20 protein-coding genes are annotated in these 26,069 nt (G+C 64.3%); 15 read left to right on the forward strand and 5 right to left on the reverse strand.

Translation table 11 applies throughout. The features are described from left to right. A partial coding sequence (locus AC0L2L_RS31930; RefSeq protein ID WP_473583798.1) for a peptidoglycan-binding protein occupies nt 1-4,129 on the reverse strand: 4,129 nt, incomplete at its 3' end. A gap of 450 nt (nt 4,130-4,579) precedes the next feature. Here AC0L2L_RS31930 and AC0L2L_RS31935 point away from each other — a divergent pair. The 6 genes from AC0L2L_RS31935 (at nt 4,580) to AC0L2L_RS31960 (ending at nt 12,332) form a co-directional block, all read left to right on the forward strand. Next, the gene (locus AC0L2L_RS31935; protein WP_473583829.1) at nt 4,580-5,044 is read left to right on the forward strand and encodes a MerR family transcriptional regulator; all 465 of its coding nucleotides are present in this window, start codon (nt 4,580-4,582) and stop codon (nt 5,042-5,044) included. Between the two features lie 229 nt (nt 5,045-5,273). Next, on the forward strand, nt 5,274-7,070 hold the full coding sequence (locus tag AC0L2L_RS31940) for an acyl-CoA dehydrogenase (RefSeq protein ID WP_473583799.1): 1,797 nt from the start codon (nt 5,274-5,276) through the stop codon (nt 7,068-7,070). 56 nt (nt 7,071-7,126) lie between these two features. Then, a complete protein-coding gene (locus AC0L2L_RS31945) occupies nt 7,127-8,299 on the forward strand; it encodes an acyl-CoA dehydrogenase family protein (RefSeq protein WP_473583800.1) in 1,173 nt (390 codons plus the stop codon). A gap of 33 nt (nt 8,300-8,332) precedes the next feature. Next, nucleotides 8,333-9,541, forward strand: coding sequence for an acetyl-CoA C-acetyltransferase (locus tag AC0L2L_RS31950; RefSeq protein ID WP_473583801.1), 1,209 nt, complete (start codon nt 8,333-8,335; stop codon nt 9,539-9,541). Between the two features lie 14 nt (nt 9,542-9,555). Further along, nucleotides 9,556-11,775, forward strand: coding sequence for a 3-hydroxyacyl-CoA dehydrogenase NAD-binding domain-containing protein (locus tag AC0L2L_RS31955; protein WP_473583802.1), 2,220 nt, complete (start codon nt 9,556-9,558; stop codon nt 11,773-11,775). Between the two features lie 14 nt (nt 11,776-11,789). Next, nucleotides 11,790-12,332 carry a thioesterase family protein gene (locus AC0L2L_RS31960; protein ID WP_473583803.1) on the forward strand — a complete coding sequence of 181 codons (543 nt, stop codon included), beginning with the start codon at nt 11,790-11,792 and terminating at the stop codon, nt 12,330-12,332. A gap of 5 nt (nt 12,333-12,337) precedes the next feature. Here the strand turns inward: AC0L2L_RS31960 and AC0L2L_RS31965 are convergent, their stop codons facing one another. After that, nucleotides 12,338-13,984, reverse strand: a complete 1,647-nt coding sequence (locus AC0L2L_RS31965; protein ID WP_473583804.1) for an ankyrin repeat domain-containing protein — start codon at nt 13,982-13,984, stop codon at nt 12,338-12,340. 298 nt (nt 13,985-14,282) lie between these two features. Here AC0L2L_RS31965 and AC0L2L_RS31970 point away from each other — a divergent pair, with 298 nt between their 5' ends. Further along, the gene (locus AC0L2L_RS31970) at nt 14,283-14,924 is read left to right on the forward strand and encodes a S24 family peptidase (RefSeq protein ID WP_027169305.1); all 642 of its coding nucleotides are present in this window, start codon (nt 14,283-14,285) and stop codon (nt 14,922-14,924) included. Nucleotides 14,925-14,934: 10 nt separating this feature from the next. Beyond that, nucleotides 14,935-15,801 carry a thermonuclease family protein gene (locus tag AC0L2L_RS31975; RefSeq protein ID WP_473583805.1) on the forward strand — a complete coding sequence of 289 codons (867 nt, stop codon included), beginning with the start codon at nt 14,935-14,937 and terminating at the stop codon, nt 15,799-15,801. On the opposite strand, the gene AC0L2L_RS31980 is transcribed toward AC0L2L_RS31975, so the two are convergent. Continuing rightward, nucleotides 15,764-17,413 (reverse strand): lysine--tRNA ligase, encoded by a 1,650-nt coding sequence (locus tag AC0L2L_RS31980; protein ID WP_473583806.1) that lies wholly within the window; start codon nt 17,411-17,413, stop codon nt 15,764-15,766. The two genes, AC0L2L_RS31975 and AC0L2L_RS31980, sit on opposite strands and share 38 nt — an antisense overlap. Nucleotides 17,414-17,624: 211 nt before the next feature. Here AC0L2L_RS31980 and AC0L2L_RS31985 point away from each other — a divergent pair, with 211 nt between their 5' ends. Next, complete coding sequence (locus AC0L2L_RS31985) at nt 17,625-18,038, forward strand: tellurite resistance TerB family protein (RefSeq protein WP_027169308.1); 414 nt, start codon at nt 17,625-17,627, stop codon at nt 18,036-18,038. A 98-nt stretch (nt 18,039-18,136) separates the two neighbouring features. Here the strand turns inward: AC0L2L_RS31985 and AC0L2L_RS31990 are convergent, their stop codons facing one another. Next, nucleotides 18,137-18,958, reverse strand: a complete 822-nt coding sequence (locus AC0L2L_RS31990) for a transporter substrate-binding domain-containing protein (protein ID WP_473583807.1) — start codon at nt 18,956-18,958, stop codon at nt 18,137-18,139. A gap of 278 nt (nt 18,959-19,236) precedes the next feature. On the opposite strand from AC0L2L_RS31990, the gene AC0L2L_RS31995 reads away from it, so the two are divergent. The 3 genes from AC0L2L_RS31995 (at nt 19,237) to AC0L2L_RS32005 (ending at nt 21,645) form a co-directional block, all read left to right on the forward strand. Next, a complete protein-coding gene (locus AC0L2L_RS31995; protein WP_473583830.1) occupies nt 19,237-19,968 on the forward strand; it encodes a helix-turn-helix transcriptional regulator in 732 nt (243 codons plus the stop codon). 277 nt (nt 19,969-20,245) lie between these two features. Then, on the forward strand, nt 20,246-20,884 hold the full coding sequence (locus AC0L2L_RS32000) for an acyl-homoserine-lactone synthase (protein WP_473583808.1): 639 nt from the start codon (nt 20,246-20,248) through the stop codon (nt 20,882-20,884). Between the two features lie 11 nt (nt 20,885-20,895). Further along, nucleotides 20,896-21,645, forward strand: coding sequence for an enoyl-CoA hydratase-related protein (locus tag AC0L2L_RS32005; protein ID WP_156913619.1), 750 nt, complete (start codon nt 20,896-20,898; stop codon nt 21,643-21,645). Between the two features lie 55 nt (nt 21,646-21,700). Here the strand turns inward: AC0L2L_RS32005 and ppk2 are convergent, their stop codons facing one another. Continuing rightward, nucleotides 21,701-22,606: a polyphosphate kinase 2 gene (gene ppk2, locus AC0L2L_RS32010; protein WP_473583809.1), complete on the reverse strand. Its 906-nt coding sequence runs from the start codon at nt 22,604-22,606 to the stop codon at nt 21,701-21,703. Between the two features lie 202 nt (nt 22,607-22,808). Here ppk2 and AC0L2L_RS32015 point away from each other — a divergent pair, with 202 nt between their 5' ends. The 3 genes from AC0L2L_RS32015 to AC0L2L_RS32025 all read left to right on the forward strand — a co-directional run bounded on the left by AC0L2L_RS32015 (nt 22,809) and on the right by AC0L2L_RS32025 (nt 26,002). After that, nucleotides 22,809-24,074, forward strand: a complete 1,266-nt coding sequence (locus AC0L2L_RS32015; RefSeq protein ID WP_473583810.1) for a sensor histidine kinase — start codon at nt 22,809-22,811, stop codon at nt 24,072-24,074. A gap of 108 nt (nt 24,075-24,182) precedes the next feature. After that, the gene (gene phoU, locus AC0L2L_RS32020) at nt 24,183-24,905 is read left to right on the forward strand and encodes a phosphate signaling complex protein PhoU (protein ID WP_473583811.1); all 723 of its coding nucleotides are present in this window, start codon (nt 24,183-24,185) and stop codon (nt 24,903-24,905) included. Nucleotides 24,906-24,991: 86 nt separating this feature from the next. Continuing rightward, nucleotides 24,992-26,002: a magnesium and cobalt transport protein CorA gene (locus AC0L2L_RS32025; protein WP_473583812.1), complete on the forward strand. Its 1,011-nt coding sequence runs from the start codon at nt 24,992-24,994 to the stop codon at nt 26,000-26,002. Nucleotides 26,003-26,069 lie beyond the last annotated feature (67 nt).

Consider the following 26,069-nt stretch of genomic DNA (forward strand, 5'->3'; position numbering starts at 1 on the left):
AGAGATTGGGCGGCGTCGCGAAGAGATCGACAGCAAGGCGTATGGCCACGGCCAGCACCAGCATCGCCAGCAGCGCCTTGACGAGCGGCGCGTCGATCTCGCCGGTCGCCTTCATCTTGTTGTCGGTCTGGAAGGCCATGATGGCGTCCTTGGTCTTGCCGCCCATCACGCCATCGGCGCCGCCGGCATCATAGCCGTTCTTGTTGAGGATCAGCTGGATGTTTTTCACCGCCTTCTTCATGTCGATACCGGCGGTGGTCTGTGGCGCGCTGTCCTGCCAGGACTCCGGAACGTCGGCCGAGTTGGTGGCCGCGTTGAGCGGCTTGGCCTTCCACAATTCCGTTGCGGCGCGCGCCTGCTCGAGCTGCTCTGGCCGCAGCGCATTGGCGATCTCGTCGCGCTTGGCGGCGGCGTCCTTGTCGCCGGTCTTGGCGACCAGCGCGAACCACTTGTAGGATTCCTCCAGGTTTTGCTTCATGCCGACGCCCTTGGCTGCCAGGATGCCGAGGTTGAACTGGCTGTCCTTGACGCCGAGATCCGCGGCTTCCTGGAACCAGTGCGTCGCCGATTCATTGTCGGTCACCCCGTCCGCCGCCATGGCGAACAGCACAGCCAGATTGTGCATCGCGCTGGCGTTGCCCTGTTCGGCGGCGAGCTGGTAGTAGGTCTTGGCCTTCTTGATGTCGCGCGCGACGCCGATGCCCTTTTCATAGAAATTGCCGATGCGGTATTCGGCCGGCGCGAAGCCGAGCTCGGCCGACTGCTCGTACCATTTGGCGGCTGCCTTCATGTCCTCCTTCACGCCGCGCGATTCCGCGTAGCGCGAGCCGATCTCGAACAGCGCCTTGGCGTCACCGCCTGTGGCCGCGTCGCGCAGCGCCACCGGACCGATTTCGGAAGGAATATCGAATTTGGCCGCGGCCGTCTGGCTGCTCGCCGGCGGCACGGCGCCTGTCGTGTCGGCGGTGGTCGCCGCCGGCGCGCTGGCTGCTGCGCCTTCGGCCGCCGGATTGGTCGTCGCCTGTTCCTTAACCATCGGCTGCGCGTCGCCATCCGTGTCCGTCGCGGAGGTGGCAGGTTCGGCTGGCGTTGCGGAAGCCATCGGCGCCGGCTCGGCAGGCGTCGCAAGCGCTACCGGCGCGGGCGACGGTGCGGCCGGCATGGCGGCGGCGTCTTCGAGGCTGGAGGGGATAGAGACGGCCGGTGCCGTGTCCTGGACGGGCTCCGCCTGCCTGACGGCGCGAACCGGCTCGCCTTCGGCCTGTGCGGTCCCCATGTCGGTTTTCGGAGTGCCGGTCTTCGGAGTGTCGGTCTTCGGCGCAACGGTGGCATTGAGCGAGGCCGTGTCGACCGTCTGCGTGGAGATGATCGGGGCGGGCTGGTTGGCGGCCGTTTCGACGGGATCGGACAAGAAGGCCTTGCCCAACTGCAGGCCGGCCAGCGCCATCATGATCGCGGCCGCCGCCATCAGGATCGGCTTGCGCCGCGCCTTGAGCAGGTCGCCGATCCTCAGTGCCTTCACCGGGCCGGTCATGGTCGATTGCCGCTTCAGCGTGTCGGCTTCCGCGGCCGCCGCCTGGGCTGCGCGGCGGGCAGCCGCGATGAAGTCGGACTTCGCGGCATCGCCCTCGTTGCGCCTGACCGGCTGGCCGCCGCGCTCGTCGCGCACGCGCTTCATGATGGCGTTGAGATCCGGCGCGCCGGACCCGGGTTCCAATGGCCGGTTGGCGGCCCTGGGGTCGAGCGGCTCGTCTATGTCGACGCTTGGCACGTCGCCGACCGGCGCCGAGCCGGCAAGCGGCTGCGTGTCCGCATCCTTCTTGCCCTTGAAGGCGCGCGCCAGGCCGCTGAACATGGATTTCTTGCGGCCGGCCGTCTCGCTCTTCTCGCCAATCGCATCCGGTCCCAGCGCAGCCATGGCCGCTGCAGCCGCAGCCTCGGCGGGCGAGCGCGGCGCATCCAGCTCATCGCGCATGATCGCCGCGGCGCGGCCTTCAAGGCTGGCCATGTCTCCCGTGAGCGGCAGCGGCTGGTCGATGTCCATCGAAGGCGCGTCCTGCACCGCGATCTTGCCGCCGCGCCCGCCGCGCTTGCCGGCCGGTTGCGGATCGACCAGTTCGCTGACCGCTTCGCTGGTCTCGGTCGCTTCAATCGAGCCGAGCCGGTCGACGATCTTCAGCAGCGTGTCGTGGATCGCCTCGAATGTCCGCGAGTTGCGCTCGTCGGAGCGGCGGGTGAGCGCCTCGAGCGTCTTCAGGTCCTGGGCGAGGCCGGCAACGGCGGTCGCGTTGGTCTGGGCCGTGCTGGACGTCGACTCGGCGAGCGATCTGACGGCGCCCTCGGCCGCCTCTCGCGCCACGCTCAGGATGGAATCGCGCGTGCCGGCCAGCGACTTCTCGATCTCGTTGAGACGCGGGCTTATGTCCTCGAATTCGGGCAGCGGCGTGCCGGGCTTGGAGAGATGCGCCGAAAGGCCGGCGACCTGCGCCTCCAGGCTGCGGATCAGGGCCGGATCGATGCCCGCGACCTGCTGCGCGGACGATTCCAACCGGCTGGAAATATCCTCGAGCCGGCTTTCCAGCCCGCGGATCGCCATGTCGTTGGCGGGATCCGGCGCGCGTGTCTCGATGCGCTTGGCCAAAGCGGTGAAGCGGGCGTCGATCGCGTCCATGATGCTGGCGCTGTCGTCCTGGCGCATGCGCTGGTCGAGCCTGTCCGCGACCTCGTCCAGCCGCCGCTCGAGATCGCGGAACAGGATATTGCCCTGTTCCATAGCATCGCCCTGGCGGCGCTCGAGCAGCATGGACAGCGCGTCGAAGCGCTTCTCCAGGCCCTGGAAGATATGATCGGCGTCGGGCATGCCCGGCACCCGGTCCATCTTGTCGGTGATCAAGGCGATCTGCTTGCCGAGCCGCTCCATGGCCTGCTCGGGCAGGTCGGCCCTGCCGGCCAACTGGTCTACCCGGCTGGACAAAAGGTTGAGGTGGTCGAGAACCTCCGCCCCCGGCCGCGACTGCGCGACTTCTTCGATCTGCATCGCCAGGGAAGCGATGCGCTTCTCGATTCGGCCGAAGGTCTCGGGATCGAAGGCATTGGCCTGCGCGGCCACGGTCGAGGCGACGATGGCGCGGGAAATCTCGTCCAGCCGCTCGTCTATCATGGCGAGCGTTTCGCCGCCGCGCACGGTCTGCTGGCCGGCGAAACGGTCGACCGCGCCGGCAAGCGTGCGCACCTTTTCCTCCAGCGAGCGCAGTGAAAGCGATTCCGGCAGGTTGCTGACTGCGCTGCTGATCTGTTCGAGCCGGTCGGTCAGCACCGAAAGGCTCGGGCCTTCGGCGCGCTTGCGCTGGTCAGCGTCGACGCGGTCCTCGAAGGCGCTCCAGCGGCGGTCGAAATCGTCCCAGCGCCGATCAACCTTCTGTAGGCTTTCCTCGCGCGCCAGCGTGTCCAGCGCACCCTTCACCTGCTCCAGTTCCAGCCTCAGCAGGTTGACGCTGCGGTCGTCGCTCTTTTCGGCGAGCGTCTGGATGGCGCCCGAAAGCCGCTCGAATTCGAGACTGAGCTCGGCGCTGCTCTTGTCCGGCAGGCCGTTGGGGCCACGCTGGCTGTTGGCCTGCATGGCGCGGTCGATGTCCTGGCGAAACGCTTCGAATTCGCGCTGCAGGCCGACGGTCATCTGGTGGCGCAGTTCCTCGCGCAGCCCGCGCAACTCGACGGCGATCTTGCCGACCATCGCGACGCTGTCTTCCTGGCCGCGCACGCGATCGATGTCACGCGCGATCGCGTGATAGCTCTGGCCGAAGGCGGGCGCGGCGGGCGCTGGGTTTTGCGGAGCGCGATTTTGCGGCCGTGGACTCTGCGGCGGCGGATCTTGCGGCGGCTGGTCCAGAGGCCTTTGCGCGGAATGGGTATCTTCGTACCAGCGCGGCTGGCCGTAAGGCTGCGTGCTGGGATAACGCGGCTCGACCGGCGGCCGCCGCAGGTCGGGGCGATCGGGTATGTCGGCGCGCGTGCGGTCCAGCCGCTGCTCCAGCGTTTCGAGCGAGCGGTTCAGGTCTTCGAGCGAGGCGTGCGGCCGGCGTTGCCTGCCGGCGTTGAGTGTATCGAGATAGGACCGCTTGCTGTTCATCGATGCGCCCGTGTTCAGAATGGCCGGCCAAAGACCGGTTTCCCAGAGTCCTGCCGGGAACGAAGCGAGCCGAGCGGTTTTGCTGCGGAGGAAGACGGGCTTCCGGGTTTTCACCCACGCTTCGAAAACCGTGAAAAATTCGCTACAGGATAAACACGGGTGACCGACATGCGCACATTTCGCCCAACGTGGTAAACAAGGCGTTAACCAAGCTTAAGAAGCCGCGTATAAATCATGAGCCTCCTGTCGGGTGCGGCATAAAGGTCGGATTTGACAACGCCCTTGCGTCACCCTGCGGCTGTCGATATAGGATTGACGTAAACGTAATAGGTGCGAAGCCGTGCCTCTTGCGATTGACTTGTTGCAACCACGATTGGAAGCACGCCCCCGCTTCCATTCAGGCGACGCTTGGTCCGCGACCGCGACGCCACCAGGGGAAAGCCAGTGACCATGAAACTTGTTTCGCCCGGCGAAGCCGCGGCCAATACCAATGACATTCCGACCGAGACCGGCGAGGAATTCGTCCGCATCGGCGAGATGGCCAAGAAATACGGCGTGACCTTGCGCACGCTGCGCTTCTATGAAGACAAGGGCCTGCTCAATCCGCATCGCGACGGCTCGACCCGTCTCTATACGCGTCGCGACAAGGCTCGGCTGAAGCTGATCCTGCTCGGACGCAAGGTCGGGTTCTCGCTGCGCGACGTCAAGCAGATGATGGATCTCTACGATCCGACCGGCACCAACACCAAGCAGTTGCGGCTGGCGCTCGACAAGTCGGAGAAGCAGCTCGCCCGCCTGCAGAAGCAGCGGGCGCTGATAGACGACGCCATCAATGAGTTGAGCAACTCGATGTCCGTCGTTCGCCAGATGCTCGTCGAGCGCACCGCGGCGCCGCAGGCTAGCGCCGCGGGCTGAACGCTCGCGTTCAATTGCGACCCAGAATCGAGAGCCGCGTGGTTATAGCCGCGCGGCTTTTTTGTCGCCACAATGCCTGACCGCTCACAAAATTTTCCACTGCGACGAAGTTGACGTTTACGCAAACGTCAATATTTGCTATCGGAGCATCCACATTGGCCGGCCTCCCGTCCAGGACGTGGACAGGGCAACTTGCCGGCAGGCCGGGACTATAAGGGTGGAGGAAGGCATGACGATCTACAGGGCGCCGATCCAGGACACGCTGTTCGTGCTCAACGACGTGCTCGGCTATCAGCGCTATTCCAATCTTCCGGGCTTCTCGGACGCGACGCCCGACGTGCTCGAGGCGATCCTCGCCGAAGGCGCCAAGCTTGCCGAGAACGTCATGCACCCGCTGAACCGCATCGGCGACATGGAAGGCTGCGTGCGCCATGACGACGGCTCGGTGACGACGCCCAAGGGCTTCAAGGATGCTTACGACCAGTATCGCGAAGGCGGCTGGATGGGGCTCGCAGCACCTGCCGAGTTCGGCGGCCAGGGCCTGCCCTACGCCGTTCATACCGCCGTCTCCGAATACATGATCTCCGCCAACATGGCGCTGATGATGTATCCCGGCCTGACGCAAGGCGCGATCGCGGCCATCGTCACCCACGGCACGGACGAGCAGAAGGCCACCTGGCTGCCCAGGCTGATCGAAGGCGTCTGGACCGGCACCATGAACCTCACCGAGCCCCATTGCGGCACCGACCTCGGCCTGCTGCGCACCAAGGCCGTTCCCAACGGCGACGGCACCTACAGGATTTCCGGCCAGAAGATCTTCATCTCAGCCGGCGAGCACGACATGTCGGACAACATCGTCCATCTGGTGCTGGCCCGCGCCGAGGGCGCGCCGGAAGGCGTCAAGGGCATCTCGCTGTTCATCGTCCCGAAGTTCAAGCTCGATGCCGCGGGCAATCCCGGCCAGCGCAACACGCTCTCCTGCGGCTCGATCGAGGAGAAGATGGGCATTCACGGCAATTCGACCTGCGTCATGAATTATGACGAGGCGGAGGGCACGCTGCTTGGCGAATTGAACGGCGGCCTGAAGGCCATGTTCACGATGATGAACGAAGCCCGCCTCGGCGTCGGCCTGCAGGGGCTTTCGGTCTCCGAGATCGCCTATCAGAACGCTGTCTCCTACGCCAAGGAGCGCCTGCAGGGCCGTTCGCTGTCGGGCACCAAGGCGCCGGACAAGAAGGCAGACCCTATCATCGTCCATCCCGATATCCGCCGCACGCTGATGACGATGAAGGCCTTCAACGAGGCCGGCCGCGCGCTGGCGCTGTGGACGGCGATCAAGTCCGATGTCGCGCATCGCTCGGGTGACGACAAGGACCGCCAGGCGGCCGACGACTACACCGGCCTGATGACGCCGGTGGTCAAGGGCGTGCTCACCGACAAGGGTTTCGATCACGCGGTGATGGCGCAGCAGGTGTTCGGCGGCCACGGCTATATCGAAGAGCATGGCATGAGCCAGTTCGTGCGCGATGCCCGCATCGCCATGATCTATGAAGGCGCCAACGGCATCCAGGCGCTCGACCTCGTCGGACGCAAGCTGGCGCAGAATGGCGGCCGCGCCGTCCAGGCCTTCTTCAAGGAGGTCGGCGAGTTCTGCGAGGAAAACCGTGCCGACGAGAAGATGACGACCTTCACCAAGCCCCTGAAGAAGGGCCTCAACGACCTGCAGGCGGCCACCATGTGGCTGGTGCAGAACGCGATGGCCAGGCCCGACAATGCAGGCGCGGCCTCAACCGACTATATGCATCTCTTCGGCCTGGTGGCGCTGGGCTATATGTGGGCGCAGATGGCGAAATCCGCGCAGGCAAAGCTCGCGGAAGGCGCCAATGGCGCCAGCGTGTTCTACGACACCAAGCTGGTGACGGCGCGCTTCTTCATGGAGCGCATCATGCCGGAAACGGCGACGCGTCTCGCCCGCATTTCGAGTGGCGCGGACACGCTAATGGCGCTGCCGGCGGAAGCGTTCTAGGTTTGGCGGGTCGGCCCTGGGCCGGCCCCCATAATTGTCGGAACGCGGAGGAAATCGTGGCGACAAATCCAGCCGAAGTTCTTGGCCTTCCGAAGCCCGCCTGGGCGGCGGACGAGGTCGGCATGCTCTACGACATGGCGACCCGCTTCATGTCGGAAGAGATCGCGCCGCGCTATGACGAGTTCGAGAAGAACGAGATGTTCGACCGCGAGAGCTGGCTGAAGGCCGGCGCTGCCGGCCTGCTCTGCGCTTCCATGCCGGAGAAATACGGCGGCTCCGGCGGTACCTTCGCGCATGAGAGCGCCATCATCGAGGCGATCGGCCATGTCGGCGTCGACGGCTTCGGCATCGGCCTGCACAATTCGATCGTCGCGCCCTACATCCTGCATTATGGCTCCGAGGAGCAGAAAGAGAAATGGCTGCCCAAGCTCGCGACCGGCGAGCTGATCGGCGCCATCGCGATGACCGAGCCCGGCGCCGGTTCCGACTTGCAGGGCGTCAAGACCCGCGCCGAGAAGGACGGCAACCATTACAAGATCAGCGGTTCCAAGACCTTCATCACCAATGGCCAACTCGCCAACCTGGTCATCGTGGTCACCAAGACCGATCCGGAACAGGGCGCCAAGGGCACCTCGCTGATCGTTGTCGAGACCGACGAGGTCGAGGGTTTCGAGCGCGGCCGCAACCTCGACAAGATCGGGCTCAAGGCCAACGACACGTCCGAGTTGTTCTTCAACGACGTGCGCGTGCCGACCTCGAACCTGCTTGGCCACGAGGAGGGCAAGGGCTTCGTCCAGTTGATGCAGCAATTGCCGCAGGAGCGGCTGCAGATCGGCACCGGGGCGATCGCCATGATCGAGCGGGCGCTGGCAATCACCATCGACTACGTCAAGGAACGCAAGGCCTTCGGCAAGGCGGTCATCGATTTTCAGAACACCCAGTTCAAGCTGGCCGAGCTGAAGACCGAGGCCACGATCGGCCGCGTCTTCTACAATGACTGCGTCGCCCGCCATATCGATGGCGGCCTCGACCCGGTGACCGCCTCGATGGCCAAATACTGGCTCAGCGACCTGCAGGGCAAAGTAGTCGACGAATGCCTTCAATTGCACGGCGGCTATGGCTACATGAATGAGTATCCGATCGCCCGCATGTACCGCGACGCTCGCGTCCAGCGCATCTACGGCGGCACCAACGAAATCATGAAATTGCTGATCGGGCGCTCTCTCTGAGCGCGGCGGCCGGCAAAGCCAAGGAGCACGAAAATGACTGAGGCTTATGTCTATGACGCCGTGCGCACGCCGCGCGGCAAGGGCAAGAAGGATGGCTCGCTGCACGAGGTGCCGGCGGTGCGGCTGGCCGCAAGGACGCTCGAGGCCCTGCGCGATCGCAACGGGCTCGACACCGGCAATGTCGACGACATCATCTTCGGCTGCGTCGACCCGGTCGGCGAGGCAGGCTCCGTCATTCCGCGCGCCGCCGCCTTCGAGGCCGGCTACGCGACCTCGGCGCCCGGCATGCAGATCTCGCGCTTCTGCGCCTCGGGTCTCGACGCCATCAATTTCGGCGCCGCCAAGATCGCGCAAGGGGCGGACGAGATCGTCATTGCCGGTGGCGTCGAATCCATGTCGCGCGTCGGCATGGGCATGTCCGGCGGTTCATGGTTCATGGACCCGTCCGTCGGCCTGCCCGGCTGGTTCGTGCCGCAGGGCATCTCGGCCGACCTGATCGCCACCAAATACGGGTTCAGCCGCGACGATGTCGATGCCTATGCGGTCGAGAGCCAGAAGCGCGCCGCAAAATCCTGGGCTGACGGCCGCTTCAAGAATTCGGTGATCCCGATCAAGGACCAGAACGGCCTGACCATCCTCGATCATGACGAGCACATGCGGCCTTCGACCGACATGCAGTCGCTGGCTTCGCTCAATCCGTCCTTCGTCATGCCCGGCGAGATGGGCGGCTTCGACGCGGTAGCCGTGCAGAAGCATCCGGAGGTCGAGGAGGTCAACCACGTCCATCACGCCGGCAATTCCTCCGGCATCGTCGACGGCGCGGCGGCTGTGCTGCTAGGCTCGAAAAGGGCCGGCAAGACAATGGGCCTCAAGCCGCGCGCGCGCATTCGCGCTTTCGCCAACATCGGCTCCGAGCCGGTGCTGATGCTGACCGGTCCGGTCGACGTCACCGAAAAGCTGTTGAAGCGCGCCAAGATGAAGCTGTCGGACATCGACCTGTTCGAGCTCAACGAGGCCTTCGCCTCCGTGGTGCTGCGCTACATGCAGGCCTTCGACATCCCGCATGACAAGATCAACGTCAATGGCGGGGCGATCGCCATGGGCCATCCGCTCGGCGCCACCGGCGCCATGATCCTCGGCACTGTGCTGGACGAGCTCGAGCGCCGCGACCTGAACACCGCGCTGGTCACGCTCTGCATCGGCGCCGGCATGGGCACCGCCACGATCATCGAACGCGTCTGACGGGGAGAGAAGAGATGACCTACACCAATTTTACCCTCGACATCGACGCCGACGGCATTGCGCTGGTCACCTGGAACATGCCGGACCGCTCGATGAACGTGTTCACCGAGGAGGTGATGCGCGAGTTGAACACCATCGTCGATCACGTTGCCGGCGATGCCGCCGTCAAGGGCGCGGTTATCACCTCCGGCAAGGACAGCTTCTCCGGCGGCGCCGACATCACCATGCTGCAGAAGATGCTGGCGACCTTCGCCGCCGAGAAGGAGCATGATCTCGACAAGGCGACCAGGGCGCTGTTCGACAATGCCGGCTATATGACCGGCCTGTTCCGCAAGATCGAGACGTGCGGCAAGCCGTTCGTGTCGGCGATCAACGGGACCTGCATGGGCGGCGCCTTCGAGATGTCGCTCGCCTGCCATGGCCGTGTCGCCGCCGATTCCGACAAGGTGAAGATGGCACTTCCCGAGGTGAAGATCGGCATCTTCCCCGGCGCTGGCGGCACCCAGCGCGTGCCGCGGCTGACCGACCAGCAGCAGGCGCTGCAGATGCTGACCAGTGGCCAGAACCTGACGCCGCAGAAGGCGAAGCAAATGGGCCTGATCCACGAGATCGCCGAGCCCTCCAAGCTCGTCGAGACCGCCAAGGCAATGATCAGGAACGGCCTGAAGCCGGTGGCGCCCTGGGACGAGAAGGGCTTCAAGCTGCCGGGCGGGCCGATCTATTCGGCGGCCGGCGCCAATCTCTGGCCGCCGGCGATCGCCATTCTGCGCCGCGAGACCTACGGCAATTATCCGGCCGCGGCGGCGATCCTGAAATGCGTCTATGAAGGCCTGCTGGTGCCTTTCGACACAGCGCTCAGGATCGAGCAGCGCTATTTCACCGAGATCATGCAGTCGAAGGAAGCGGCGGCTATGATCCGCTCGCTGTTCCTGTCGCTGCAGGAGTTGAATAAGGGCGCGCGTCGTCCGGCCGGCGTGCCGGATACCAAATTCAAGAAGATCGGCATCCTCGGCGCCGGCTTCATGGGTGCCGGCATCGCCTATGTCACGGCCAGGGCCGGTATTCCGGTGGTGCTGCTCGACCGCGATCTGCCGTCGGCCGAGAAGGGCAAGGCGCATTCCGACGGCCTGATGGCCGATCAGGTCAAGAAGGGGCGCGCCAAGCCGGAAGATAAGGACAAGCTTCTGTCGCTGATCACGCCCACGGCGGAAAATGCCGACCTTGCCGGCTGCGATCTGGTCGTCGAGGCGGTCTTCGAGGATTCGGGCGTCAAGAAGGAGGCCACCGAGAAGGCGGAGGCGGTGCTGAAGTCGTCGGCGATCTTCGCTTCCAACACCTCGACGATACCCATCACCGCACTGGCGAAGAACTCGGCGCGGCCGAAGAACTTCATCGGCATCCACTTCTTCTCGCCGGTCGACAAGATGATGCTGGTCGAGATCATCCTCGGCAAGAAGACAGGCGACAAGGCCTTGGCCGTCGCGTTCGACTTCGTGCGCGCCATCAAGAAGACGCCGATCGTCGTCAACGACACGCGCGGCTTCTATGTCAACCGCTGCGTGCTGCGCTACATGTCGGAAGCCTACAAGATGCTGATCGAGGGCGTCCCGGCGGCGATGATCGAGAATGCCGCCAAGGCCGCCGGCATGCCGGTCGGCCCGCTGGCGCTGACCGACGACACGGCCGTCGACCTTGCCCAGAAGATCATGAAGCAGACCATCAGGGATCTCGGTGAGAAGGCTGTCGACCCCAAGCAGATGGCGCTGATCAACACCATGGTCGACGCGCATGGCCGCTTCGGCCGCAAGAACGGCAAGGGTTTCTACGACTATCCGGCGAAACCCGCGAAAAAGAAGCTCTGGCCGGGCCTGAAGGACCTCTATCCGCAGCTGAAGCCCGAGAAGGTCGACTATGAGGAGCTGAAGGAGCGCCTGCTGGTCACCATCGCGCTGGAAGCGGCAAGGGTGATGGAAGAAGGCATCGTCACCGATCCGCGCGAAGCCGATGTCGGCTCGATCCTGGCTTTCGGCTTCGCGCCTTTCACCGGCGGCGCGCTGTCCTACATCGACGGCATCGGCGCCAAGCGCTTCGTCAAGATCGCCAAGGGGCTGCAGAAGAAGTATGGCGCCGAGTTCAAGGCGCCGAAGCTTCTACTCGACATGGCCGAGAAGGACGAGACCTTCTACCAACGCTTCGACCCCTACCAGAAGGGTGAGGTCAGAAAGGCGGCCTGACGAACGAACCCGGGATGTATGTCTGGGGGCGAATGGCCCGCACCGTGGCCACGGCGTCTAGCCGTGGCCCTTATCGGGTGGGCGATGAAAGCCGGCTGGCCTTTCGTTGCCTGCCGATCGACATCGATTTCAACCTGCATCTGAACAACGCCCGCTACATGATGCTGGCCGATCTTGGCCGCATCGACATCTTCCTGCGCGTCGGTCTCATCGCGCTGGCGCGCAAGAATGGCTGGGCGCCGATGATCGGTGGGCTGCAGGTGGCCTATGTGCGCGAGATCAAGCTGTGGCGCCGCTTCGAGGTGGTGTCGTCGATCGGGACCTGGGAAGGCACGTCGGTCATCGGCAGGCACCGTTTCGTCCTGGATGGCGGCGAGACGGCGGCGCTGATCCTGACCACCGGTGGCGTCTACGACCGCGGCGGTCGCCGCTTCCTCGACATCGACGAGGTCGTTGCGGCGCTCGGCTACTCCGCCAGTCCACGCCCGCCGACCGAGGCCGAGCGGGCGTTCATGCTGTCGCACCGGAATTTGCGCGAGCAGGCCAAAAAGGTCTGATCGGGTCAGGCCGGCCTGCCGAGCAGAAAGTCGGTCACCTCATCTGAAAAGACCATCAGCCCGTCTTCAAAGGCGACGGTCCGCCTGCCTTGGGGATCCGGCCGCCCGGACGGCATTCCGTGCGCCAAAAGCGCCTCGGCGCAACCGACCCAGTCGCCATCGCTTTCGGGCTCGTTGACGGAAGCCCAGCCGAGCGTCCCACGCACATCGCTGCCGAAGCCATGCTGCTCTTTCCAGTCCGCGCCGTGTTCGAGCAGGAAGCGCGCGAGGTCGGCGTCGCCGTGAAAGACGGCATGGTTCAGCGCCGAGGCGTCCCAGTCGCCGCCGCGCCGGGCAACCGGCCAGCCGAGCCTGACCATCACCTTCACCGCGTCTCGGCAGCCCTGTGCGGCAAGCTCGGGCAGCAGCCGCAACTGCTGACCCGACAGCGACTCCGGCAGGTCTGGCCGGCGGGCCTTGATCTTGCTGGCCGTCGCCTCGTCACCGGCCGCGCAGGCGGCGACGAACCGCTCCTCGTCGGGCAGCGGTTCGTCGTCTCCCGGTTGCCGCAGCAGCGCAGCGACGTCCGGCAGGCCGAAGCGCAGTGCGACCCGGTAGGCGCTTAGGCCTTCAGGCGTCCGCGCCGACGCATCGGCGCCGGCCGCAAGCAGGGCTTCGATATGCGCCGGCGAGCGGCGGCGGCGGATTGCCCACAGAAGCGGCCTGCCCCAATCAGAGGTCGGCTGGCTTCCGGCTGGCTCGTTCGGATCGGCATCCGGCGCGGCGAGCAGCAGTCTCAGCGCCTCCAGGCTATCGAGATCCAGGACACGATAAAGCGCGTTCGAACGCATGACGCGGGCTCCAGCTGCGAGCAGCAGCCGCGTGCAGGCCGGGTTCTCGAGCGAGTGATAGAGCGACTCGCCATCGTTCGGATCGGCACCGGCATCGAGCAACAGCTCCGTCATAACCGGATCGTGGTTCTGGCCGGCCGCGCCGTAGAGCGCCGACAGCCTGTATTCGTCCGAGGGCTTCTCCAGCGAGGCCGGCGGCCAGCGGCTGCCAACCGTCTGATTGGGATCGGCGCCGGCCTCGATCAGCAATCTGGCGGCGGTGTGAAGCGCGTCGCGAAAGCGCGGCAGCCGCACCAGGCTGGAATGGGTAACCGCCACCAGCGGCGGCAGGTCGAGTGGGCCGCCCGGGAGGTTGACCCAGCCGGCGTCCCGCTTAGTCGCATCCCGCAGGATCGCTTCGTCTCCAATCGCGCAGGCCACATACACGTCGCCTCGGACGAGATCGGGATGTTGTTCGATCAAGCGTGCGGCGGCAGCAGGGCTCGCCCGGTTGGTGCTGCCGCTTATGTCTCCGGCATAGACGAGCCCCGCCCAGTTGCGGATCGAAGCGGCGCGGTCGGCGCCGTAGGCGCGCTGCGCGATGACAAAGCTGCTCAGGTCGCGCCAGGAAGGGAAGCTATATTCGCGCGCCAGGCAAGACTGGGCGTCATGCAGGCGCAGGGCGAGCGCCGCGATGGTCGCATCGTCTTTGTCCGTCGCCGAGGGTAGCGCTTGGCGAAAACGGGCGAGTGCGTCCGCTTCGCCGCGCCGATAGGCCGCGAGCAGATCCTTGGCCTGTTTCTTCAACAGGTCGAGATTGGGACGGTTGGGGAGTTGGCTCATGAAAACCTCCGTGCGTTGTTCGCCGAAGGTCCGCAAATCCGGCTGCACAAAGGTTTGGCTGTCAGCTCATCGAAGCAAGTGGGTTCAACCCTTCCCGCGGACCCGGATGCGGCCTGCACCGCGGTTCGACCATAAAATCATTCGGTCTTCGGGGTCAATTGGCCGTGCCAGACCAGCTCACCCTTTTGCGCGCCGGCGGATCACTTCTATTCTTCGGTCCATCGCTACCGGTGGACAACGCTGCGGTCGCGCGCTAGACAGGTCGAGGCATTTTTTCCTGTTTTGAAGGAGAGTGCGCGTGCTTTCACACGACCGCGTCTGGGCCGCAATCGACGCTCTTGCAGAGCGCTATTCGCTGTCGGCCTCCGGCCTCGCCCGGCGCGCTGGTCTCGATTCGACGGCGTTCAACAAGTCGAAGCGTCTGTCGTCGGACGGCCGGCCGCGCTGGCCCTCGACAGAATCGCTGGCCAAGATCATCGAGGCCACCGGCGCTTCGCTCGAGGAATTCACCGGGCTGGTCGAAGGGCGCGTCGGCGCCGCTATCGCCCGACAACGCAGCGCCGTCCCGTTGCTTGGCTTCGCCCAGGCCGGCGCGGGGGGCTTCTTCGACGATGCCGGTTATCCGGCAGGGCAGGGCTGGGATCTGGTCGAGCTTCCGGCGCGGGCGACCGAGACGTCATACGCGCTGCAGGTGCAGGGCGATTCCATGCTGCCGCTCTACCGCAATGGCGATGTGCTGATCGTCGAACCCGGCGCGCCGACGCGCAAGGGCGACCGCGTCGTCGTAAAGACCACCGCCGGCGAGGTCATGGCCAAGGTGCTCGACCGGCAAACGGTGAAATCGATCGTGCTGGTTTCGCTCAACCCCGCTCACCCGGACCGGGACATCCCGACGCGCGATATCGAATGGGTGGCGCGCATCGTCTGGGCGAGCCAGTAGGCCCGGGCTGGTGCGGCTCCTTCACACAACCCTGGCGGTTCTGGCGATTCCGGCTATGGCGGCGCTCGTCATTGCCGGCGGCCGCGTGGTCAAAGGCCATGAGAGCGTGATCGCCGTGGACCAGATCGATCCGGCCGCGATCGCCGATCCGGGGGCCGATACGCCGCCGCGGGAGCCGGCGACCTCTGCCATTCCCGCGCCCGCCGCTCCGCAGCCGCCGAAGCCGCCTGTCCACTCGAGGGCCATTGATCCCGAAATGGTGGCGCCGCCTGCCCTCACAGACAACGAGCTCGAACGGGTGGAACCGCGCGCGCCACTCGGCGATCTGGCGCTGGCCGGGCCGCCCAAGCCGCCGAAAGTAAAGATGCCGGGCGACTGGAACGGCACCAAGCTCTTCCAGCCGGTCGCCACGGCCGCCGGGCTGATCGAGGCAAAGGGCTACGCCGTCGCCGTGTCCGGCGTGGATGTCGTCAAGGCGGACGAAACCTGCAGCGACGATGGCAAGGCATGGGCTTGCGGCGCGCGCGCCAGGACAGCCTTCCGCGCCTTCCTGCGCGGCCGGGCGTTAGCCTGCAAGGTGCCGCCGGAAGGCGGCCGCGACACCATTTCCGCCGAATGCCATATCGGCAACCAGGACATCGGCCAGTGGCTGGTCGAGAACGGCTGGGCGCGCGCCGCGCAAGGCGGCCCCTATGTCGATGCCGAGAACAAGGCCCGTGCCGCAAAGAAGGGCATTTTCGGCCAGGCGCCGGACCTCGACGGCTTGCCGGCGCTGCCGGCAGCATCGCAACCGGCGCCTGTGGCGCCGGATTCGATCCTGCCGGCGGAAGGCGGCGCCGTTACGCCGCCAACTGACCAGCCAGCGCCCGCCCAATAAGCGCGCGCGTCTCGGCAATGCCATAGAGCGCCGCGAACGAGCCGAAGCGCGGCCCGCGCTCCTGGCCGATCAACACCTGGTAGATCATCTGGAAGAAGGCGACCGACACGCCGGGCCCGCCTTCCGGGCTCTGCTTGGAATGGTCCTGGTAGCGTTCGATGCGGCGCGCGACATTGAGCGCGGCGTTCTGGATCGCCTCGCTGTCGGCGCCTTGCGGCAGCGCGCCGAGTGCCTCGGAAAGCTTGCCCAGCGCCTCGCGCTCCACCTCGTCGGCGGCGCGGTAGACCTTGGTCGGCTTCACGAAGTCGTCGAAATAGCGGATGGCGTATCCGGTCAGCCGGTCGAGCTCCGGATGCGTCTTCGGTGCCACGCCCGGCGCATGGCGCGAGATGAAGCCCCACAGCACCGCCTTGTCATGCGCGTTGGAAGCGCTGACCAGGTTGAGCAGCAGCGCGAACGGCACCGGCAGGTCGATGGCCGGTGGATTGCCGTCATGCATGTGCCAGACCGGATTGCCGAGCCGCTCCTTCCAGTCCTGGCGCGGGTAGGCGGAGAGGAAGGAATAATATTCGTCCACCGCCTTAGGGATGACGTCGAAATACAGCTTCTTCGCCTGCCGCGGCCGCTGGTACATATAAAGGCCGAGGCTTTCCGTCGGCGCGTAGGTCAGCCATTCGTCGATGGTCAGGCCATTGCCCTTCGACTTCGAGATCTTCTGGCCTTCCTCGTCGAGGAACAGTTCGTAGACGAAATGCTCCGGCGCGCGTCCGCCGAGGATGTTGCAGATGCGGTCATAGATCACGGCGTTGGTCTGATGGTCCTTGCCGAACATCTCGAAATCGACGCCGAGCGCTGCCCAGCGCATGCCGAAGTCCGGCTTCCACTGCAGTTTCACATGGCCACCGGTCACGGGCAGCGTCGTCTCGGTGCCTTCATCGTCGAACGTGACTGTGCCGGCCTTGGCGTCGACATGCTTCATCGGCACGTAGAGCACGCGTCCGCTCTTCGGCGAGATCGGCAGGAACGGGCTGTAGGTCGCCTGGCGCTCCGGCCCGAGCGTCGGCAGCATCACGCCCATGATCTCGTCGTAGCGGTCGGCGGCGCGCAACAGCACCTCGTCGAAACGGCCGGCCTTGTAGTACTTCGTCGCGCTGGCGAACTCGTAGTCGAAGCCGAACGTGTCGAGGAAGCGGCACAGCATCGCATTGTTGTGGTCGGCGAAGCTCGCATGGTCGCCGCCGAACGGATTGGGCACCGACGTCAGCGGCATATGCAGATAGGGTTCGAGCGCTGCGCGATCCGGGACGCTTTCCGGGATCTTGCGCATGCCATCCATATCGTCGGAGAAGCACAAAAGCTTGGTCTTGACCTTGTCTCCGGTCAGCACCCGGAAGGCGTGGCGCACCATGGTCGTGCGCGCCACCTCGCCGAAGGTGCCGATATGCGGCAGGCCGGACGGTCCGTAGCCGGTCTCGAACAGGACGGTCTCGGGAAAGTCTTTGCCCTTGTATCGCGCGATGATCTTCTTTGCTTCCTCGAACGGCCAGGCCTTGCTCTCGGCCGCCGCGGCAAGCATCTCGGGATTGAGATCGATGATGTTTGATCCCGTCATGTCAAAAATTCCAGTCATGGCCGTCTTCGCGGCGGATATGATTTTCAACCGGTCTCTAGGCGCGCGAGACCGGAGCGTCAACGATTTGCGGTGGTTTTCCTTGCGGCGTCATAATGGTGTTCCTACGTTGAAGCGGGATTATCCCGTGCATGTCGCCCCAAAGTGCCTCGCGGATTGGCGGAAACGACATGCACGCATCCAGGAGTTTTGAATGCCTTTGCTGAGCCCGCACGAAGCCCTGATCCACCTGATGGTCATCACGTCGGCGTCCGATCGCGACATGACCGATGTCGAGCTGACGCGGATCGGCGACGTCGTCCGCTCCTGGCCGGTGTTCGTCGACTTCAACCAGGATAGGCTGGTTCAAGTGGCGCAGGCCTGCCAGAAGGCGCTGCATGAGAAGGACGGGCTGGAAGGCGTGCTGGCGCACGTCGCCGAAGCGCTGCCGGAGCGGCTGCGCGACACCGCTTACGCCGCCGCTTTCGAGGTCGCCGCCGTCGATCTCGAAATGCGCATGGAGGAGGTCAGGGTGCTGCAACTGATCCGGCTCAAGCTCGATCTCGACACGCTGACGGTGGCCGCGATCGCGCGCGCGGCCAAGGCGCGACTGCGCACGCTCACCTAGAGCAAGTCCGGGAAAAGTGTGAAGCGGTTTTCCGTTAGGAGTTGTGTCAAATCAAAGGGATAGAGCGGTTTGCCGTTTCGATCAAACGGTGAGCCGCTCTAGAAAAAGCTGACGGGGAAGTAGCGCAGATAGAACTCGGCGAAGGTGCCCTTGATCGAGATTTCCTGCAGCGCGTAGTCGAAGGCCGCGGCAAGTGCGGTGTCGCTCTTGCGGGTGGCGATCGCCATGCCCGCGCCCAGATATTCCGGCGCCAGATACGGACCGCCGGCAAACCGGCAGCAGCCGGCGGCATCGGAGCCGCCCAGCCAGAAGGCGAAGCGCATGCCGTCGCCGAAGGCGGCGTCGATCTTGCCGGCCTTGAGATCGGCATAAAGGCCCTCGGGCTTGTCGAAGGTCACGACCTGCACGGTGTTGAAATAGTCGCGCAGCATTTTTTCATGCGCGGAGCCGGCGACGACGCCGACCCGCTTGCTGCGCAGCTTGTCGAGGATCGGCTCGGCGAAGGCCTTCGCCTTCGGCATGATGAAGCGCGCAGGGAACTGCATATAGGAGCGCGAGAAGGCGTATTTCTCGCGGCTCTCCGGCGTCGCGGCGATGCCGGCAATAATCGCCTCGCCCTCGCCCTTCTGGAGGGCATCCTCCAACTCGTTCCACGGCAGCGCCTGCACCTGGCATTTCTCGGCGACGCCCAATTCCGCGCAGATCGCCCGTGCCAGATCGATGTGGAAACCGGACAGGCGGCCCGAGCCGTCGAGGAAGTTGAAGGGTGGAAAATCGGTGGTGGTGAGGAATCTGAGCCGCGGCAGTGCGGAGAGGTCGGGTTTCGGCAGCCGCTCCTTGGCATCCCACAGCACTGGCACCTGCGGCTCCGCTGCCTGAGTCGCGCCGGCAAAGGGCAACGCGCCGGTCAGTACGGACATCAGGGTCAGAAATATCCACCGCAACATCACGATATAGCTCCGCCCAGACAGCTTCCTTGGCTTTTCGTATGAAAACGGGGCAGACACAACGGTTTTTGATTTCAAGCGGCCAAATTAGGCGTATGGTTTAGAGCGTTTGCATGTGACCTCGCGCGCCGGAAGAGGGGGAAGCTACCGGTTTGTAGAGGAGATTGCGATCCGGGGTTGATGACGAAGAGCGGTTCGGGCATCTACCGTCGGTAACGAAAAAGCAGAAGCAACATGGGGTAGATGTTGCCATGGGCCTGTTCGACAGAACTCTGGAATACATAGACCAGTTGCAGGACGCTGGCACCGCGGCAGCGGTTTGCGAAAGGCTGCTGGGTGTCACTTCGAACTTCGGGCTGACGGCCCTGATGGCGGGAACCGTGCCGCAGCCGGGCACGCCACGCGGCCGGCAGAAGCAGCACGTTCTGCTTTGCGATTGGCCCGGTGATTGGCTCGAGCGTTACGTGGCGCGCAACTATGTCGACCACGATCCGGTTGTCAGCCACATGAAGCAGCTTCAGGCGCCGTTCCAATGGCGGGATGCTTCCAAGAACGCCGTGATCGACAAGAGCAGCGACGAAGTCATGGGCGACGCGCGCGAGTTCAAGCTGCGCGACGGCCTGGCGTTTCCGCTGGTCACGCTCGACGGCCAGATCGTCATGGTCTCGCTGGGCGGCGAGTCCGTCGAACTGTCGGATGCCGAATTCGGAATGGTCTCGCTGGCGTCGACCTACGCGATCGGCCGCGCCATGCAACTGCACACCAAGGCCGACAACATCATCGATCACATTGAATTGACGCCGCGCGAGCGGGAATGCCTGCAATGGGCGGCTGTCGGCAAGTCCGAGTGGGAGATTTCGCAGATTCTCGGCATCTCGGAGCACACCTCCGAGAAACACCTTCTTAATGCCAAGAGCAAACTGGGCGCTGCCAACCGTGTACAGGCAGTCGCCGAGGCGATTAGACGCGGCTATATTAGCTAGGTCGGCGTGCGGCCTAGAAATTCTTGCCCACGCGATTGCATAAAATTTTCAGAAAATCCGACGTATCTTCCTCTTAAGCCTCAAGACGGCTAATGCTTTCTTAACGCCAAAAGCAACGGGGCGTTGCCAACTGCGTACAGGTAGTCGCGGAGGCGATTATGCGCGGCTATATTAGCTAGGTCGGCCGGTGCCGACCTAGAAATTCTTGCCTACGCGATCGCGTAATGTTTTCGGGAAAGCCCGGCCGTATCTTCCTCTTAAGCCCAGGAGACGGCTAATGCTTTTTTCCCTTACCACTCAGGAATTGATGGAACGCCCCGACCTTTGGGAAGCGGTTCATCGCCTGCGTCATAAGATCTTCGTCGAGGAGATGGGATGGACCGATCTCGATCGGCCGGACCAGCTCGAGATCGACCAGTTCGACCATGACAAGGCAGAACACCACCTCGTCATCCGCAATGGCGAGCTTGCCGGCTACCAGCGCATGCTGCCGACGACACGGCCGCACCTTCTGACGGACGTGTTGTCGGATCTCTGCGAGGGGCAGTCCCCCTCGGGGCCGAATGTCTGGGAGCTGACCCGCTATGCGGTGGCACCGGGTTTTCGCGACGGCAAGCGGGGCGTCTCGACTGTCGGCACCGAACTGATCGCTGGCTTCGTCGAATGGGGCCTGAAGCGCAACGTCAACCAGGTCATCATCGAGTTCGAGCCGATGTGGGTGTTGCGGGCGCTGCAACTGCACTTCCTGGCACAGCCGCTTGGCTACCAGCGCACTTACGGCAACCAGCAGGTCGTGGCGACGCTGCTCACCTTCACCGAGCATACGCTCGATACCGTGCGAGCCCGCCGCAACCACTTCCTGCCGGTGCTGAACCGGGGCTATCCCGGTCTGCTCGGCCTGAAGCAGGCTTCGTGATGGAGGCGGTCATGAGTTTCCATCCCGAACCTGAACTGCGCGGCCATACGCTGGTCGTCACGGTGTCCTCGCATGACGGCCGGCCGGTGCTCGACAGGCACGCCTATGCGAGCCTTGCCAGGACCTTCCACGAAGCCGCCGTCAATGACGACGTCCGCGTCGTCATGCTGCGTGGCCTCGCCGGATGTTTCTGCCTTGGCGGCGACTTCTCGGAGTTCCTCGACGCCACCAAGCACCGAGAGCTGATCGCCGCTGTCACCGACATGTTCCGCATGCTGGCGACCTTCCCCAAGCCGGTGCTCGCCTGTGTCGACGGCGATGCCGTCGGCGTCGGCTGCACCATCCTGTTCCACTGCGACATGGTGATCGCTTCGAAGGGCAGCACCTTCAGGGTGCCGTTTGTCGACTTCGGCCTGGTGCCGGACGCGGCGACCAGCATCCTGGCGCCCCAGAAGCTCGGCTATGCCGGCGCCTTCCGCTTCTTCTGCCTGGGCGACACGCTCGGGGTCGAGGACGCCAGGGCGCTCGGACTGGTGGGCGAAATCGTGACGGAAGGCAGCGCGGAGGAGGCTACCCTGGCGAGAGCGAAACAGCTCGCCAAGAAGCCGGTCGCCGCACTGCTGCAGACGCGGAGCCTGCTCAAGGGCGATACGGACGTGTTGTGCGACCGCATCGACCACGAGATCACCCTGTTCCAACAGGCGCTTCAGGATGACGCCACGCTGAAGCGGCTGCAACGGATCGCTCGCCTGGCCGCCTGATCGACAATCTCAGCGCCGCGCGGGCCGAAAGGCGCGCGGCGCTGCAATCCGCGGTCTAGTCCTTCAGGAACTCCGGCCCTTCGCCGATGATCTTCTTGTCGAGCTTGCCGACGGCATCTAGATCGCGGCCGTCATAAGGCAGCGACAGAAGGATACGCTGGATCACCGCAAGCCGGGCTCGGCGCTTGTCGTTGGCGCGCACGACGATCCAGGGCGAGAACTCCTTGTGCGTGCGGTCGATCATCTGGTCGCGTGCCTTGGTGTAGTCGTCCCATTTGCCGACGCCGGCGATATCGATCGGCGAGAACTTCCAGTTCTTCAGCGGCGACCAGCGGCGGTCATGGAACCGTTCGAGCTGCGTCTCGCGGCCGATGTTCAGCCAGAATTTGAAGAAGTGAATCCCCTCGTTGCAGATCATGCGCTCGAAATGCGGCGTCTCGTCGAGGAATTTCTCGTGCTGTTCCGGCGTGCAGAAACCCATGACCGGCTCGACACCGGCGCGGTTGTACCAGGAGCGGTCGAAGGTGACGAATTCGCCCGAGGTTGGGAAATGATCGACATAGCGCTGGTAATACCATTGCCCCGTCTCGGTCGGCGTCGGCTTCGTCAGCGCCACGTTGCGCGCCGTGCGAGGGTTCATGTACTGCCGCAGCACGAAGATCGTGCCGCCCTTGCCGGCCGCGTCGCGCCCCTCGAACAGCGCCATCACCCGCTTGCCGCTCGCCTGCAGCCAGGCCTGCGCCTTGACCAGTTCGATCTGCAGCCGTTCGAGCTCCTTTTCGTAGTCTTCGCCCTTCATCTTCTTGTCGTACGGATAGCCGCCGGCGGTCAGTTTGTTGTCCTCGATCCAGTCCGGAAGCACTGGATTGTCGATGTCGAATTCGCGCTCCTTGTCGCCGACCTTGATCTTGATCGGTGCCGCGGCCGGCAATGCTTCAGCCGTTTCCTTGGCTTTTTTCATCCAGACGAACCTTTCCAGTTTGCGGACTCATGCTATGGAGCCTGTGCAGCGTAGCGCGCCCATCCGGGCGCAAACACGCCGTAGCATTTTGATTTTGCGCATGAACCTTCGCGAAAATCGATCCTGATTTTCAGGGCCTCATGCGCCAGGCCAGTCCAGCCGGTCGCTGATCGGTCGACGAGATGCGGGGTAGCGCGGGCCTATGGCAGAGACGGGCGCGGGGCAAGGAAGCAAGGGGCAAGCCCTGGCGGCGCGGCTTTGGCGCAATCGCTGGCTACTTGCCGCTGGCGTTGTCGCGGTCGTTGCCGTCTATTATTTCGCCGGCGCCTCCGCCTATGTGCCGCTGCTGGCCCTGGCCGCATTGGCGATCGCGGCGATGCTGCCTGCCGATGCCGAGCGCCGCTCGGCCGATACGGCCGCCGCGATCGAGGCCAGCGGGCTGCAAAGGCTTTCCGGCGAGTATCTGGCGGCCGCAGTCGCCGATCCGCTGATCATCTTCGACCATTCCGCCACCATGGTTCATGCCAACGCCGCCGCCTTCGCCGCCTTCGGCGGGCTGGCGCCGGGCATGTCTTTAGCGTTGAAGTTCCGCGCGCCGGAAATGCAGTCGCTGCTGGACAGCATCTTGTCGGGGCGGGTCGCCGCCGATGCGGTCGACTACACCGAGAAGCTGCCGGTGGAACGGACATACCGGGTCAGCGCGTCCACGGTCGGCCATGCCACCGGCCTCTATGTGCTGGTGTTCAAGGATCAGAGCGAGACGCGCCGCATCGATCGCATGCGGGCCGACTTCATTGCCAATGCCAGCCACGAGCTGCGCACGCCGCTCGCCTCGATCGCCGGCTTTATCGAGACGCTGCGCGGGCCGGCGCGCAATGACCCGGCGGCCCACGACCAGTTCCTGCAGATCATGCAGAACCAGACCGGCCGCATGGCCCGCCTGATCGACGACCTGCTGTCGCTGTCGCGACTGGAGATGAAACCCTATCTAAGGCCGGGCACGGAGGTCGATCTTCGCCAGACGATCGACAGCGTCATCGACTCGCTCGGGCCGCTGGCCGCCGAGAACGGCATCGTCATCGAACGGGAGTTCGCCAATGGGCGGCCTGTCGTTCCCGGCGACCGCGACGAACTGTTCCAGGTCTTCGAGAACCTCTTGGAGAACGCCTGCAAATACGGTCAGTCGGGCGGGCACGTCACCGTATCGATTGCCGGTGCAGAGGACGCTCAACAGCCGGGCTTCGACGTCACGATCAGGGACTACGGCCCGGGCATCGCCGAGGAACATATCCCGCGCATCACCGAACGCTTCTACCGCGTCGACGTCGAAAACAGCCGCACCCAGAAAGGCACCGGGCTTGGCCTTTCGATCGTCAAGCATATATTGACCCGTCATAACGCAAGATTGTCGATCAAGTCGGAAGTCGGCAAGGGCGCGGCGTTCACGGTTCATTTGCCGGCTCGCTGATCGTGTACCGGTTGCCAACCGGGATTTTCTTCTTTCTGTCACGCGGTTCGCGTATCAGCGACAGATCGAGGGAACGCACCAGCCGGCGCAAACCGGGAAGGCATGTCCATGCAGTCCGTCCATATCGTCAGTGCCTATGATGAAGAGCTGAAATTCCTGACGAAGCGCATCGCCGTGATGGGTGGCCATGCCGAGCGCATGGTCGAGCAGGCGGTCGCGGCCCTAGTGAACGCCGACCATGGCCTCGCCCAGAAGGTCATCCAGGACGATCTCGTCCTCGACGAGGGACAGCGCGAGATCGACGACAAGGCCATCATCATCATCGCCAGGCGCCAGCCGATGGCGACGGATCTTCGCGAGATCGTCGGCGCCATCCGCATCTCGGCCGATATCGAGCGTGTCGGCGACCTCGGCAAGAACGTCGCCAAGCGCGTGGCCTCTGTCGACGGCCGCCAGCCGAACAGCCTTTTCCGCGGTCTGGAGGCCCTTGCCGACCTGGCGCTGACGCAGCTCAAGGAAGTGCTCGACGTCTACGCCTCGCGCTCGGTCGAGAGGATCGGCCTCGTGCGCGACCGGGACGACCAGATCGACGCCATGTATACCTCGCTGTTCCGCGAGCTTTTGACCTACATGATGGAAGATCCGCGCAACATCACGCCCTGCACGCATCTTCTGTTTTGCGCCAAGAACATCGAGCGCATCGGCGACCATGCGACCAACATCGCCGAGACCATCTACTACATCGTCACCGGAGACCAGATGCCCGCCGACCGGCCGAAGGGCGACAAGACCGACAAGGTCGTTCTCCCGGGCATCGTCCCGGCTAAGTGAATTCAGGCCACTCGAACGGTTTTCTGATTTAGGCTAAGCTCTTCCAGGTACGGCGATTTGTCAGTCGCAGTCTCGGGAGGTTTGCGATGGAACAAGTTCGAAACCTGACCCCGGCCCCACAGCCAATGTCGGGCATCATAGCGTCCAGCGTCTATTCGGGCGGCAAGCGCGTCGCCGACATCGAGGTCGAACAGGCCGGCGAATGGGCGGCAAGACCCGGCCATGTCGTCTGGATCGGCCTGCTCGAGCCCGATCGCAACCTTCTGCTCAGGGTGCAGGCGCAATTCCACCTGCATGACCTGGCGATCGAGGATGCCGAGCATCCGCATGCGCGCCCGAAGATCGAGCAATATGGCGACGCCCTGTTCATCGTCGCCCGCACCGCGCAATTGATCGACGGCCGCGTCACCTTCGGCGAAACGCATCTGTTCGTCGGCACCGGCTACATCGTCAGCGTCCGGCACGGCCCGTCGACCTCCTACGCCGCCGTGCGCCAGCATTGGGAAAGCTGCCCGCATTCGCTCGCCAAAGGCGAGGACTTTGTCCTTTACGCCATCCTCGATTTCATCGTCGACAACTACATGCCGGTGCTGGAGCAGATCGAGGACGAGGTCGAGGCGATCGAGGACAAGGTGCTTTTAAAGCCGATGACCGGTTCCGATATCGAGCGGCTTTACATGTTGCGCCGGGATCTGTTGCGGCTGCGCAATGCAGCCTTGCCGCTGGTGGAGGTCTGCCGTCGGTTGACCAGCGCCGACCTGCCGCAGATCCATGCCGCCATGCATCCGTTGTTTCGCGACGTGACCGACCACATCCGCACCGTACAGGAAAAGATCGACAGCCTGCGCGAGGTGCTGGCCTTCGCTTTCGAAGCCAGCCTTCTTGTCGGGCAGAGCCAGGAAACCGCGATCTCCAAGAAGCTCGCCTCATGGGCCGCCATTCTGGCGGTGCCCACGGCCTTCGCCGGCATCTACGGCATGAACTTCTCCGACATGCCGGAACTGAAGATGGAATATGGCTATCCCGCCGTGCTGGTGGCGATCGCGCTGATCTGCACGTTCCTGTACTGGCGGTTCAAGAAGAACGGGTGGCTGTAAGAGAGTCGGTGGAAATTAGTGAGTAGTGAAACAGCGCTCTGTGCGCCCATTTTCCTACTCACTACTC

It is taken from the genome of Mesorhizobium sp. WSM4832 (assembly GCF_055811115.1).